Raw genomic sequence first — 13,933 nt, forward strand, 5'->3', positions numbered from 1 at the left:
TCATCCAAACGCATCAAAGTTAATTAGAAAATTTATAGCAGGTATGCACTTAACATAAGCTTAATTAGGTAACAATATGGTAACATTAGGCGGGGGGAGCTTAAAGTTTTGGTAACATATTTCTTTGTTAGAGACTATTACTTTGCAACTGTAAAATTAAATATAATTATGAAAAGAAACTTATTTTTAACATTGCTCTTCCTTACCTTTTCTTCGTTGCTAGTTAATGCAGCTGTTGTAGAAGAGGTTATTCCTGAAGATAAAAGTGTCATTAAAGGTACAATTACTGATGCAAAAACTGGTGAACCGTTAATAGGCGTAAACGTCTTTGTCCCCGGGACTGTAATCGGTGGAAGTACTGACTTGGATGGAAGCTTCTTTATTGAAATTGATCCAGGGAAATACACTTTGAAGATGACATTAATTGGGTATGAGGATGTTACTATTCCTGACCTTATTGTAACTCGAGGTAAAGCATTAAATATTCAGCAAAAGTTGATTGAAGATTCAGCCCTGTTAGGAGAGGTGGTTATTACAGCTAAAATGACAAGAGACAGTGAGGTTTCTGCAATTTTAGTACAACAAAACTCTGTGATAATGTTGGAGAATGTTTCCTCTGATGAGTTGTCTCGTAAAGGGATTTCTAACGTGGAAGAAGGATTGACAAAAGTTGCAGGAATTACCAAGCAAGCTACTCGTGGTATTGTAGTGCGTGGTTTGGGTGATAGATATAATAACGTGTTGCTCAATGGACTGCCATTGCCTTCGCTAGATCCTGATAAGAAGTCATTGCCGTTGTCAATGTTTCCAACTTCAGTTATCAATACTTTAAGTATCAACAAATCTTATATGGGACGCCTTTATGGTGACTTTGCCGGTGCTACGGTAGATATCGAAACAAAAAATACACCTAGAACAGCTTTTTTTAACATTGGTGTTTCTGGTGGTATGAATTCATACTACCTTTCTGGAGATGACCAAAAATTAGATAATACAAACCTAACAGGATATTTAGGAATCGATAAAAGAAGACGTGATTTGCCACAATATCTGTATGCACTTTCACAATTAGGACATTATTACGAAGATTATCCTTATCCGTATCTCAATACATCAGTTATTTCAAATATCAAAGGTTCAGAAATTTTCGAAACCAAGTTCAACCCTGATGTACGCAAAACACCTATTGACTTTGGATTCTCAATGTCTGGAGGTAAAACATTTCAACTGAGTGATGCAGTACGTCTAGGGTTTGTAAGTACAGCTAACTTTTCATCTGATAACGATAAGAAAGAAGGAGTACAGCGTTTATTAGACGCACAAGGTGGAGTTATTAAAGATTATGATTTCCAAGAATGGGCTTACAACACAAAATTAAATGCGTTACTTGCTCTTACTTTAGATGTAAATAGTAAACACCGTTTTACTTTTAACAATCTTTATCTAAACAACTCAACAAATTCAGTGAATGAAATGATTGGTTATGATGATCTTTCTGGATTTGATTTGTTCTTAAGACGTTCTAAGTATGTACAGAATGATTTGTACAACGGGCAATTATTAGGTAGTCATGATTTAGATGACAATGAAAAGTTCTTCTTCGATTGGGGAGTTTCTTATTCTTTTGTAGAGAGTGACGAGCCAGATACTAAAGACGTCTCTATGGAGCAGACGAAAGCTGATAGTTCTGTGTATAAATATAAATCAGCACCAGGTTCTAATGGCGGACGTTATTTTGGTGAGATGGAAGAGAATCAATACGCAGCAAGAGCGGCTTTCAGAATGGGATTTGGAGCTTCACCTGACGGAGAACAACCCTATAAAAATTATTTGAATGTAGGATACAATTTTAGCGCAAGAGAACGTGATTTCTTCCAAATTTTATTAGGATTTGGAGCTAAATCAGCATTTACGAAAGACCTTGATTATACAGTAGATGTGAATGATCCAGATTCATTTTTAAATCGTGCATTAGATATGGGAGCATTTTACTATAATGAGATTGCCCCTGATGGTGGACGTGATTTCGAGGCTGACCAAACGATTCATGCAGCTTATCTTTCTTTCGAAAAATACTTTAGCGATAAATTTACTGCTGTTGCTGATGTTAGAATAGAGAAAACGGACAGGACTATGAAGTTTGTTGATCCTACAAGCTCTGTTTTTGATCCTTTTACAGAATTAACGTATGACCCAACAGATGTATTGCCGGGAATTAACTTCAATTATAAAATTAGTGATGAGACTAATGTTCGTTTGGCTGGTAGTAAGACAGTAACACGTCCAGGAATTAGGGAAGCTACAAATAGTGTTTATAAAATACCTGGAGTGGGTTCTATATTTGGTAACTCTGATTTGGTGAACTCAACCAATTACAATGCTGATTTGAAGTTCGAAACTTTTCCAAATAGAGGAGAGATGTTTGCAGTAAACGCTTTCTATAAGAGAATAGAAGATCCTATAGAGAGAACAGCAGAGCCAGCTGCAGGAGGACGAGCTTTTACTTTTAAGAATGCTGAGAGTGCAACAGTTTATGGTGTTGAGTTGGAGATGATTAAAAACTTAGGAAACTTATTCAAATCAGAAACTTTCAGACCACTTACTTTTGGTATGAACGCGACATTAATGTTCTCAGAAATCACAATTCCTGAATCTAATGGTTTCGTGACAAACAAAGAAAGAGAACTACAAGGGGCATCTCCTTATCTTATAAATGCTGACTTAACTTACGACAAAAAAGTAACAGATTCTTGGACAACAAAAGCTACAGCTACTTACAACGTATTTGGCGAAAGAATTTATGCCGTAGGTGGTGGTGGTATTGGAGATTTCATAGAGCAACCACAGCACACTATAGATTTTATTTGGAGTAACACAATAAACCATAAATTGAGCTTTGGATTTTCTATAAAGGACATTTTAGATACTGACTTCCATGTAGAGCAAGATGGAGTCAATGAAGGTAAAGATCCTATTACCGGTGAGTATAATGATGGTATGACTATTTCGTTCAAATTAGGATATAAATTTTAAATCAATAACTTATTTTCAACATGAAAAAGAACTTTTTTTATTTATTTATTGCATTCTTTGCAATAGTTGCAACGGTTTCTTGTACTGACGACGAGCCGAATGTAATCGTAAAAATTAACGAACCTGGTGAGAATCCAACACCAACACCAGATCCAGACCCAACACCAGCTGATCCTGAGAAAGTACTTACAGGAAAAATCACTGAAGACAAAACAGTTGGAGCTGGAGAAACTTGGGTGCTAGATGGTATTGTAGTTGTAGAAGAAGGTGCAACGTTGACCATTGGTAAAGGCGCAACTATCATTGCTAATCCGAACGACGGTGTAGATGCATTGTTCATCAACCAAGGGGCAATGATTAATGCTGTAGGTACTGCTTCAGAACCTATTGTAATGACTTCAACTGTACGTGAACGCGGTTCTTTTGGTGGTGTAGTTATCTTAGGACGCGCACCAATCAACGTGGAAGGTGGTGAAAGTACATCAGAATTAGGAACAGAATATAAGTATGGCGGTAATGACCCTGCTGATAACTCTGGTGTGATGAAATTTGTACGTGTTGAATATGCAGGTAAGAAAAATAGCTCAGATAATGAGTTCAACGGATTTTCTCTTTATGCTGTAGGAAATGGCACAACTCTTGAAAACTTACAAGCTTACTACGGATCTGATGATGGCTTTGAATTCTTCGGAGGTACTGTAGTTGCAAATAACTTGATTTCTACAGGTAACGAAGATGATGCAATTGACTGGACAGAAGGTTGGACCGGTGGTGGTGAAAACTGGTTGATTGAGTTAGCTGAAGATGATGGAGACTTTGGTTTTGAAGCTAGTGGAAATGATGAGAATCCATCATTAGAGCCATATTCTAAGCCAGTAATCAAAAACGTAACTATCAGAGGTAATGCTATTTCAGTTACAGAGGAGAAATCAGCAATTCGTTTGAAGTCAGGAACTAATATAGATTTGCAAAATGTGTTAATCACTGGATATCCAAAAGGAATTCGCTTTGATAAAGATCAGTCAGTAACCTTCTTAAAGAACGACGAGATGGTTATTAAAGGAGTGAAGTTTGGAAGTGATGTTTCTACACACTTTGTGAACAAATCAGATATTGCTGATGCTGATTTCCAAGCAGCAGTTGCAAAGATAGAATTAGATGATAATGCTTCTGGAGCACAGATTAACAGAGGAAGCTGGGCTTTAGATTTATAATCTTAATTTAAATACAAACTTTAGAGTTGAGAGACCTCCATTTGGGAGGTCTCTTTTTTTGTGCTTTGCAACATCTATATTGAAAAAAATATAAACGTTTGCGTACACCGTATTTTGAAAATTACTATCTTTTGGGAAAAATAATAAAATGATAACATTCAAAATAGATGTATTATGAAAATTTATAAACCAGAAGAATTGAGAAATATCGCCTTGATTGGCGCCTCCGGTGCGGGGAAAACGACCTTAGCAGAATGTATGATGCATGAGGGTGGCGTGATACCACGTCGCGGAAGTGTAGAGGATAAAAACACTGTTTCGGACTATTTCCCCGTAGAACATGATTATGGAAACTCTGTTTTTTCAACGGTACTCTATACCACATGGGATGGTAACAAGATAAACGTAATCGATACACCGGGCATGCCAGACTTTATTGATGGGGCAGTAGCCGCATTAAATGTTTGTGCAGTAGGTCTTATGGTTATAAATGCTAAACATGGTGCTGAGGTAGGTGCCGAGATTATGAGCCGTCATGCTAAGCGATTAAACAAACCGATGGTTTTTGCGATTAATAAATTAGATGACGAGAAGGCAAATTTCGAACAGACGATTGAGGAATGTAAAGTAAGTTTCGGAAAAAACAAGATTGCTATTGTACAATTTCCTATAGAGGTAGGTGAAAACTTCAATGAGGTTGTTGATGTATTGGAAATGAAGCTTTACCGATATGATAACGAAGGAAAACTTCTCGAAACTATAGATGTTCCTGATGAGCACAAGGAAAAGGCTGAAGAACTTCACAACGAGCTGGTAGAGAAAGCTGCTGAGAATGATGAAAGTTTAATGGAACTGTATTTTGAAAAAGGTTCATTAACTGAAGACGAGATGCGTGAAGGAATTAAAAAAGGGATGTTGGATAGAGAGCTGTATCCAGTATTTTGTACTTCAGCAGAGAAATCTATGGGGGTACGCCGTCTTATGCGTTTTGCCAATAATGTATTTCCTTCACCAGCTGAATCAATACCAGCACAAACAACATCAGGTGATGAAGTGCCATGTGATGTGAATGGAAAAACATCATTATTTATATTTAAAACATCTATTGAGCCACATCTTGGGGAAGTTTCTTATTTTAAAGTAATGTCTGGAGTTGTCAAAGAAGGACAAGATTTAATAAACTCTGCAAATCAAGGTAAAGAGCGTTTATCGCAACTTTATATTGTCGCTGGACGTAATCGTGAAAAGGTATCAGAGCTACAAGCAGGAGATATTGGGGCAACTGTAAAACTGAAGAATACCAAAAATGGGCATGCGCTCAATGAAAAAGGATTCGATGTGGAGTATCCTCCGATCAAATATCCTGAGCCAAAATTCCGTACAGCCATAAGACCAGTAGATGAAAGTAATGATGAGAGATTAGGAGAATTGTTGAGCAGATATCATGAAGAAGATCCAACATTAATCGTAGAATATTCTAAAGAGCTGAAACAAATTCTAGTATATGGTCAAGGAGAATACCATCTGAATACCATGAAATGGCGTTTGAAAAATAATGAAAAATTAGATATCGAATTCCATCCGCCAAAAATTCCGTATAGAGAAACGATTACCAAACTTGCCGCCGCCGATTATCGTCATAAAAAGCAGTCTGGTGGTGCAGGACAATTTGGAGAAGTACATTTGCTGATAGAACCTTACGAAGAAGGAATGCCAGATCCAAGTGTTTATAAAATTGATGGCAAGGAAATAAAAGTAAATCTAAAAGGAACAGACGTTAATGAACTGAAGTGGGGAGGTAAGCTTGTTTTCTGTAACTGTATAGTTGGAGGTGTTATTGATACCAGATTTTTACCTGCAATACAGAAAGGAATTATGGAAAAAATGGAAGAAGGTCCATTAACCGGCTCTTATGCTCGAGATATTCGCGTATGTGTTTATGATGGAAAGATGCACCCAGTTGACTCTAATGAGTTATCCTTCATGTTAGCAGGACGTAAAGCCTTTAGCGCAGCATTTAAGCAGGCAGGTCCAAAAATTCTAGAGCCTATCTATGATGTGTCTGTATTAGTGCCAGAAGATAGAATGGGCGATGTGATGAGCGACTTACAAACACGCCGAGCAATGATTATGGGTATGGAGTCCGAATCAGGCTTCCAGAAATTGAATGCAAGAGTTCCATTAGCAGAAATTGGTAAATACTCTACAGCTTTAAGTTCTCTTACGGGAGGTAGAGCTTCATTTACTCTGAAATTTGCCGAATATGAAAAAGTACCGGGAGATGTTCAAGAAGAACTATTGAAAAAATATGAAGCTGAACAAGATGAGGAGTAGTTTAACTATTTTACCAACCAACAAAAAAGCCGACAATTTGTCGGCTTTTTTGTTGGGCTATATTTTTATCTTAAAATTTATAGGTAATTCCTATCTTACCACCTGAAGCGATATTTCCGCCACCAAATTCAAGATTTATCGCAAAATTATCTTGGAAATAATAACGACCGCCAATTTGTGCAGCAAGACCAATGCCTGAATCATCATAGTCATATCCATCCCAGTCATGATCATAGCTAAAATTATTATAAGCTAATGTTAGACCCGCATAAACGTCCCAATTATTAGGAATTTCAAGAATTGTGTTAAAATGATAATCTCCGCGAGCACCTATACTCAACCATGTACCGTCATCTTTATCTCCATGGTATTTAATATCAGCAGAAGAATATGATAGAATACCACCCACTGTAACGTCTGGATGTACTCCATAATCAACACCAACATAAATAGGAATCTCCCAATCGCCAGAATTAAATCCAAAACCTGCATTCAATTGTGTTTCTCCTGGCATTAATCTTTGTCCGAATGACAAAGTCGCTAACGACAACATTGCGACAATAACTGTTAATTTCTTCATGATATTCATTTTTTTAAGTTAATATTAAAGATGTTGCAAATAATGTGCCCTAAAGAATCTAAGCTACAAAGAGAGATAAAGAAGAAAAATTTTTTTAGAAGAGAAATTTCTCTAAAATTTTGATACAAAGAAGAAAAGAAGTAATTTTGCAACACTTTTTGAGTACAAGAAGTATTATACATTTAATAATTTAAAGGTTTTATTATGAACAATTACGAGACCGTTTTCATTTTAACTCCCGTTTTATCTGAAGCTCAGGTAAAGGAAGCGGCAGACAAGTTCAGTAAACTAATTACTGACAACGGAGGTAAAATCGTAAACGAAGAAAAATGGGGATTGCGTAAGTTAGCTTATCCTATCCAAAAGAAATCAACAGGATTTTACCAGTTGATACAATTTGAAGCTGAAGGTGAATTTGTAAACACCTTAGAAACAGAGTACCGTCGTGACGAGCGCATTATTCGATTCTTGACTTTCAAATTAGACAAGGACATGATTGAATATGCTGAGAAGAGAATTAAGAAAAACAAAGCTAAAAAAGAGGAGGCATAAGACATGGCAACAAATCAAACTGAAATTAGATATCTTACCCCACCGTCAGTAGAACTTAAAAAGAAGAAATACTGTCGTTTCCAAAAAAACAAAATCAAGTACATTGACTACAAAGATCCAATTTATTTGAAGCAGTTTTTGAATGAGCAAGGTAAAATCCTTCCACGTCGTATCACAGGGACTTCGTTGAAATATCAACGTAGAGTTGCACAAGCAGTAAAGCGTGCAAGACATCTTGCATTATTGCCTTACGTAACTGACTTAATGAAGTAGAACAAACAAAAAACGACGAAACCATGGAAGTTATTTTAAAGAAAGATATGCCAGGCTTAGGCGATAGAAATGATATCGTGACAATAAAGCCAGGATACGGACACAACTATTTGATTCCTCAAGGTATAGCAGTGGTTGCAACCCCTTCTGCGATAAAAGCGCATGAAGAGACTATGAAGCAACAGGCTAAAAAAGAGGTCAAGATTAGAGACGAAGCTCAAGAATTAGCCAATAAGCTAAAAGGATTGGAGCTTAAAGTAAAAGTAAAAACAAGTGATAAAGGGAAGCTTTTTGGTACTGTAAACAATGCCACTATTGCTGATGCCATTAAGGAGCACGGTGTTGAACTAGACAGAAGACGTATTACCCTTAAAGATCCTGTAAAAACAGTAGGTACTTATGAGGCTGTAGTAAAATTGCACAAAGAAGTTTCTACAGATATTTCTTTTGAGGTGGTAGGACAAGAAACTAAAGAAGAAAAGAAATAAAACTATTTCACAATTAAAGCAAAGGCTGTGCTCGTTTGAGTACAGCCTTTATTATTTATTGCTCTGAGGATATTTTCGGTTTATTCGTATTCAATCTTAATATAATGTACCCAATAACTGCAGCTATAAATGAACCTATTAAAATGCCAATCTTGGCAGAATCTATATGAACAGGGTCTCCAATAAAAGCTAAGCTTGCAATAAAAATCGCCATAGTAAATCCTATACCTGCCAAGAAAGAAACACCTATAATATGTCTTGTGCATATATCATTAGGGATATCAATAAGTTTTAATTTCTTCCCAAGTAAAACTAACCCTGTGATACCTATACTCTTCCCTAAAACTAAAGAGATCGTAATTACAAAAACAAAATGATAATCGATATTGGAACCGCTAAATGATACTCCTGCATTAGCTAATGCAAATATAGGAATGATAAAATAGGCAACCCATCCGTGTAAGCTATCCTCAAGTTTTTGTAAGGGAGACTGGTACTTTTTAGTTAATTCCTCTAAATGATTAATCTCATCTCTTTGTTCTTTAGATAGAATAGACTCATCTAGAATTTTGGCTTTCTTGAGATTATCTGTTATTGCTGTTAATTCATTAAGATATTCTGAAGTGAGAATTTTTTGTCTTACAGGTACAGAAAAAGCCATTAATATTCCAGCGATTGTGGGGTGAATACCTGCTTTTAAAAACAATATCCATATTACAGTTCCAATAATTAATCCGAGATATTTCGAAAAAAACCCTTTGTAAGTTAAAAAGTATAATATGGCGAGAAATCCCGCCGCCCACAATAATAAAACGACATCGATATCGCCGGTATAGAACAAAGCAATGACCAATACAGCACCAATATCATCTACAATAGCAAAGGCAGTTAAGAAAATAATGAGTCCCAAAGGAACGCGTTTCCCCAGTACCTTTAAAACAGCGAGAGAAAAAGCAATGTCAGTTGCCATGGGTATCCCCCAACCTTTCATCGTTTCAGGACTGTCGTTCAACGCAAGGTAAAATATCACAGGAACGATCATTCCTCCAATAGCGCCAATTAGAGGGAAGGCTATTTTTTTCATTGAATTGAGCTCTCCAATCATCAATTCCCTTTTGATCTCTAAACCAATAAGAAAAAAGAATACCGCCATTAGTCCATCATTGATCCATAACAGCAGAGGTTTATTCAATGCGAAAAAGGGCGTTCTAAATCCCAATTGATATTCCCAAAGGGCTTGATAGGACTCAGCAAAAGGTGAGTTGACCCAAACTAGTGCTACGACTGTAGCAGCTAACAGTAGAATACCACTGAGACTTTCTGTGTTAAAGAATTTTTGAAATGGAGTGAGTAGTATAGATTTGGTCATTGTTTCGATTTTTTAATATCCAAGGACGACAAAGTTAATAAATAAAATATTTTAGGTTTAAAATGTTTGATTATCTAATGATTACTTAATATTCTATTCGATTTTGAGTTGAATAGCTTGGACATTACAATAAGTTATTTACCTTTGTTCACATGAAATTGAATAAAAATATGATGATGTCTATGATGATGAGTAAAGAAATTTACGCAAAGGACATTATTATATAACTAAATAAAAGAAATAATAATTTGAAGCCTTTGCGAGAGCAAGGGCTTTTTTGTTTTTAACTTACTAATAGATGCGTTTTATAAATAACAATACTAATTCAATGATGATGGGAATGATGCAAATGATGATGCACATAATGCTATTGTATTACCCAGATTAAAAGAAATGAAAACTATTTTTTAGAGTCCCTTCGGTAATACATATCCAAAGGGACTTTTTTTATTACTAAGAATTTATCAATAAAAAAATAGAAAAATGACAAGATTATCACAAAATACTCAAGCTTTACATATAGGACATAATACCGTAGAAAATGCTGGAACTCGGGCTGTTCCTATTTATCAAACTTCCGGTTTTGTGTTTGAAAATACAGACCATGCAGCAGATTTATTTAGTTTAAAACAACCTGGGTACATTTATACGAGATTAAATAATCCTACCAATGACATACTGGAAAAGCGATTAGCTGCCATTGAGAGAGGGATAGGAGCAGCAGTGTTTGCTTCTGGGATGTCCGCAATATCAACGACATTATTGACTCTATTAAAGTCAGGTGACCATATAGTTGCAAGTAATAGTTTATATGGTGGTACATTTAATTTATTAAGTGTTACTCTGCCTCGCTTTGGAATAGAGACGAGCTTTGTGGATTCAAACAATTTAGAAAATATCCGTACAAATATCCATGAGAATACAAAAGTTATATTTATTGAATCTTTAGGAAATCCTAAGCTTGACATTCCAGACATAGAGGGAATTGCAAAAATTGCACATGAAAATAAGATTCCTCTCATTGTTGACAATACCGTAACATGTCCACTGTTGCTAAATCCAATAACATATGGAGCTAATATTGTTGTGCATTCATTAACGAAGTACATCTCTGGACAGGGCACAACTGTTGGTGGAGCTGTGATAGATGCAGGTACTTTTGATTGGGCAAGTGGTAAATTTCCAGAATTTACAGAACCATCAAAAGGATATGATGGGTTTAAATATGTAGAATCTCTCGGAGAGCTCGCCTTTATTTCAAAGCTTAGATTAGAAGGTTTAAGAGATTTTGGTGGCTCACTAAATGCGTACGATGACTTTCAGATAATTCAGGGTTTGGAGACTTTAGATGTAAGAATACAAAAACATTCTAAGAATGCACTAGAATTAGCTAAGTGGCTAGAAAAACAAGAAGAGGTTGATTGGGTGAACTACCCGGGTTTAGTAAGCAGTGAATACTACGAATTAGCTCAGAAGTATCTGTCTAAAGGACAAGGCGGGTTACTGACATTTGGTCTGAAAGGGGGATATGAGGCTGCTAAGAAATTCTCTAATACAACTAAATTATTCGCATTAGTAGCAAACTTAGGAGATACAAAGTCACTGCTGATACACCCAGCAAGTACTACGCACCAACAATTTAGTAAGGAAAATCAAATTGCAACCGGAGTTACTGATAATCTTATCAGGCCATCTGTAGGCTTAGAAGATGTTGAAGATCTGAAGAATGATTTATTGAATGCTTTTAAAGCCATATGATGGGAATATTACAGCACCATAAATTATATGATTTTACTACAGAAAAGGGCACTCGCTATCCAGAGTTGAGTGTTTCTTTTCAAATCTTTGGTAAAAAACTTTACAGTGCGCCAATAGTTTTAGTAAATCATGCACTTACAGGAAATTCTGATGTAGTAAGTGAGAAAAAAGGCTGGTGGAAAGAAATTGTTGGAGAAGGCAAGTTGATTGATTTAAATAAATATACAGTTATTGCATTGAATATTCCGGGTAATGGATATGACAATATTTTTTTTAATAATTATAAGGATTTTTCCGTAAAAGATATTGCAGAGATTTTTTATAGTGTGCTCGCTGAGTTAAATGTACAAAAGTTACATGCTATTATAGGAGGCTCTTTGGGCGGATCTATAGCTTGGCAAATCGCATGTCTATATCCTTCATTTTCAGAATATATTGTTCCAATAGCCTCAGATTGGAAAGCGACTGATTGGGTTATCGGGCATAGTGCGATACAAGAAAATATCCTGCTCAATTCCAAGCAACCTTTGGAAGATGCAAGAAAGATGGCGATGTTATTTTATAGAACGCCGGCTTCTTTTACACAGAAATTCAATAGAACGAAAACTGAAGATAAATTGCAATTTAATGTAGAGTCTTGGCTAAATCATCATGGTAAGAAACTAAATGAAAGATATAAACTAAAAGCTTACTTGCTGATGAATCATTTGTTGACTACTATAAGAATAGAGGAAGACGATTTATCGCAAATACAATCAAAAATTGTTCAAATTGCCGTTAATAGTGATTTGTATTACGTTGCTGATGAAAATATCAAAACGCAAAAAATACTCAACCAGAAAGGGATTGAGAATGAATATTATGAAATACAATCCATTCATGGGCATGATGCTTTTCTGATTGAGCATCAGCAGATTACTAATTTTTTACAGCATGTTTTTTTAATAATAAAAAAATGAAAATATTAAAATTCGGAGGAAAATCTTTGTCTAATGGACAAGGAATAACGAACGTACTATCAATTATAAGAGATAAAATCAAAAAGGATAAGGATATTGTGGTAGTATTATCGGCAAGAGGTAATGCCACTGATGGGTTAGCAAATTTGCTGGCTATGGCAAAGGAAGGGAATGATTATGAAGCACTTTTCAACCAATTTAAAGCATATCAAACCTTGCCCCTTAAGGGGAATTATTTTCAAGAGGAGTTTATTCTAATTAGAAATTTACTAAAAGGAGTTAAACTTACAGGTGACTATACCTTGAAAATTAAAGATTTATTGTTAGCACAAGGAGAAATTCTCGCAACTAAAACAGTTGCTACTTTGCTTAATGAATTTGGTGTAAATGCGAAAGCCGTTGATAGTCGTCAGTTTCTAAAAACAGACAGTGAATTTGGTCATGCAAGTGTTTTTCAAGAAGTATCTGAGCAAAATGCTATTGAATGTTTTGCAGAAATTAATAGTGGAATTATTCCCATAATAACAGGATTTATTGCATCAAATCAGCAAGGAGAGACGACGACAATAGGGCGTAATGGGACGAACTATACTGCTTCTTTGATTGCGAATTTCTTAAATGCAAATGAGATTGAGAGTTATACTCATGTAGATGGTATTTTTACTGCCGATCCTTCAATTGTAGACAATGCTAAAATTATCAATCAAATCACTTATTCTGAAGCGAGCCAATTATCTAATTTCGGCGCTTCAATTCTGCATTCCAAAAGCATTTATCCTTTGATTAAGAAAAACATTTCTCTAAGGATACTTAATACATTTAACGCTGACAATGAAGGTACTTTAATAAGCAATGAGAAAACACCCACAGGGATTAAATCTATCTCAGTACTAGATGACTATGCGATTATAGATATTATTGGTAAGGGTTTATTAGGAAAAGTAGGTACAGACGCACGAATTTTCTCACGCTTAGGTGCTTTAGGGATTAGTTTTGGGATTATTTCACAAGGTTCCTCAGAGCGTGGTGTTAGCTTTATTATTCCAAATGATGTTAAGATTTTGGCAAGAATTAGCCTCTTAGAAGAGTTTCAAAATGAAATATCGACACATGATATTCAAAGCATTAAGATAATAGATGACATCTCTGTAATTACGGTTGTGGGTGAGAATATAGCGAATTTTTCATCTTCCATTGCTTATCTTAAACAAAATAAAATTTCAATTTTATTGGTAAATAATTCCATAAGTGAGGATAATATCAGTTTAGTTGTAGCCAAGCGAGACGCACAGAAAGCTGTAAACGTCATTCATTCACAAATTTTGTGCTATAACAACTATCAATATTGCAGTCATTGGTAAAGGGACAGTAGG

General features: G+C 35.5%; 11 protein-coding genes. 9 read left to right on the plus strand and 2 right to left on the minus strand.

What is annotated here, in order from left to right; translation table 11 throughout:
* The first annotated feature begins 168 nt into the window (after nucleotides 1–168).
* The 3 genes from C7377_RS02920 to C7377_RS02930 all read left to right on the plus strand — a co-directional run bounded on the left by C7377_RS02920 (nucleotide 169) and on the right by C7377_RS02930 (nucleotide 6,581).
* On the plus strand, nucleotides 169–3,033 hold the full coding sequence (locus tag C7377_RS02920; protein ID WP_116495826.1) for a TonB-dependent receptor: 2,865 nt from the start codon (nucleotides 169–171) through the stop codon (nucleotides 3,031–3,033).
* 20 nt (nucleotides 3,034–3,053) lie between these two features.
* Nucleotides 3,054–4,247, plus strand: a complete 1,194-nt coding sequence (locus C7377_RS02925; RefSeq protein WP_116495827.1) for a hypothetical protein — start codon at nucleotides 3,054–3,056, stop codon at nucleotides 4,245–4,247.
* A 174-nt stretch (nucleotides 4,248–4,421) separates the two neighbouring features.
* Nucleotides 4,422–6,581, plus strand: coding sequence for an elongation factor G (locus C7377_RS02930; protein WP_116495828.1), 2,160 nt, complete (start codon nucleotides 4,422–4,424; stop codon nucleotides 6,579–6,581).
* Nucleotides 6,582–6,651: 70 nt separating this feature from the next.
* Here C7377_RS02930 and C7377_RS02935 read toward each other — a convergent pair whose 3' ends face one another.
* Nucleotides 6,652–7,161: an outer membrane beta-barrel protein gene (locus tag C7377_RS02935; protein WP_116496215.1), complete on the minus strand. Its 510-nt coding sequence runs from the start codon at nucleotides 7,159–7,161 to the stop codon at nucleotides 6,652–6,654.
* Between the two features lie 204 nt (nucleotides 7,162–7,365).
* Between C7377_RS02935 and rpsF the strand changes: the two genes are divergently transcribed.
* The 3 genes from rpsF to rplI are packed head-to-tail and all read left to right on the plus strand — an operon-like array spanning nucleotide 7,366 to nucleotide 8,474.
* On the plus strand, nucleotides 7,366–7,713 hold the full coding sequence (rpsF, locus tag C7377_RS02940) for a 30S ribosomal protein S6 (RefSeq protein ID WP_116495829.1): 348 nt from the start codon (nucleotides 7,366–7,368) through the stop codon (nucleotides 7,711–7,713).
* Between the two features lie 3 nt (nucleotides 7,714–7,716).
* Nucleotides 7,717–7,986, plus strand: a complete 270-nt coding sequence (gene rpsR, locus C7377_RS02945) for a 30S ribosomal protein S18 (RefSeq protein ID WP_116495830.1) — start codon at nucleotides 7,717–7,719, stop codon at nucleotides 7,984–7,986.
* A 23-nt stretch (nucleotides 7,987–8,009) separates the two neighbouring features.
* Nucleotides 8,010–8,474: a 50S ribosomal protein L9 gene (gene rplI / locus C7377_RS02950; RefSeq protein ID WP_116495831.1), complete on the plus strand. Its 465-nt coding sequence runs from the start codon at nucleotides 8,010–8,012 to the stop codon at nucleotides 8,472–8,474.
* Nucleotides 8,475–8,529: 55 nt separating this feature from the next.
* Here rplI and nhaA read toward each other — a convergent pair whose 3' ends face one another.
* Nucleotides 8,530–9,843 (minus strand): Na+/H+ antiporter NhaA, encoded by a 1,314-nt coding sequence (gene nhaA, locus C7377_RS02955; protein ID WP_116495832.1) that lies wholly within the window; start codon nucleotides 9,841–9,843, stop codon nucleotides 8,530–8,532.
* Between the two features lie 483 nt (nucleotides 9,844–10,326).
* Between nhaA and C7377_RS02960 the strand changes: the two genes are divergently transcribed.
* The 3 genes from C7377_RS02960 to C7377_RS09485 are packed head-to-tail and all read left to right on the plus strand — an operon-like array spanning nucleotide 10,327 to nucleotide 13,921.
* Nucleotides 10,327–11,601 carry an O-acetylhomoserine aminocarboxypropyltransferase/cysteine synthase family protein gene (locus C7377_RS02960; protein ID WP_116495833.1) on the plus strand — a complete coding sequence of 425 codons (1,275 nt, stop codon included), beginning with the start codon at nucleotides 10,327–10,329 and terminating at the stop codon, nucleotides 11,599–11,601.
* Nucleotides 11,598–12,560: an alpha/beta fold hydrolase gene (locus C7377_RS02965; protein ID WP_116495834.1), complete on the plus strand. Its 963-nt coding sequence runs from the start codon at nucleotides 11,598–11,600 to the stop codon at nucleotides 12,558–12,560. The genes C7377_RS02960 and C7377_RS02965 overlap by 4 nt, the downstream gene beginning before the upstream one ends.
* A complete protein-coding gene (locus C7377_RS09485) occupies nucleotides 12,557–13,921 on the plus strand; it encodes an aspartate kinase (protein ID WP_207778393.1) in 1,365 nt (454 codons plus the stop codon). Before C7377_RS02965 ends, C7377_RS09485 begins: the two co-directional genes overlap by 4 nt.
* Nucleotides 13,922–13,933 lie beyond the last annotated feature (12 nt).

This window comes from Balneicella halophila (assembly GCF_003096835.1).
Lineage (GTDB): Bacteria > Bacteroidota > Bacteroidia > Bacteroidales > Balneicellaceae > Balneicella > Balneicella halophila.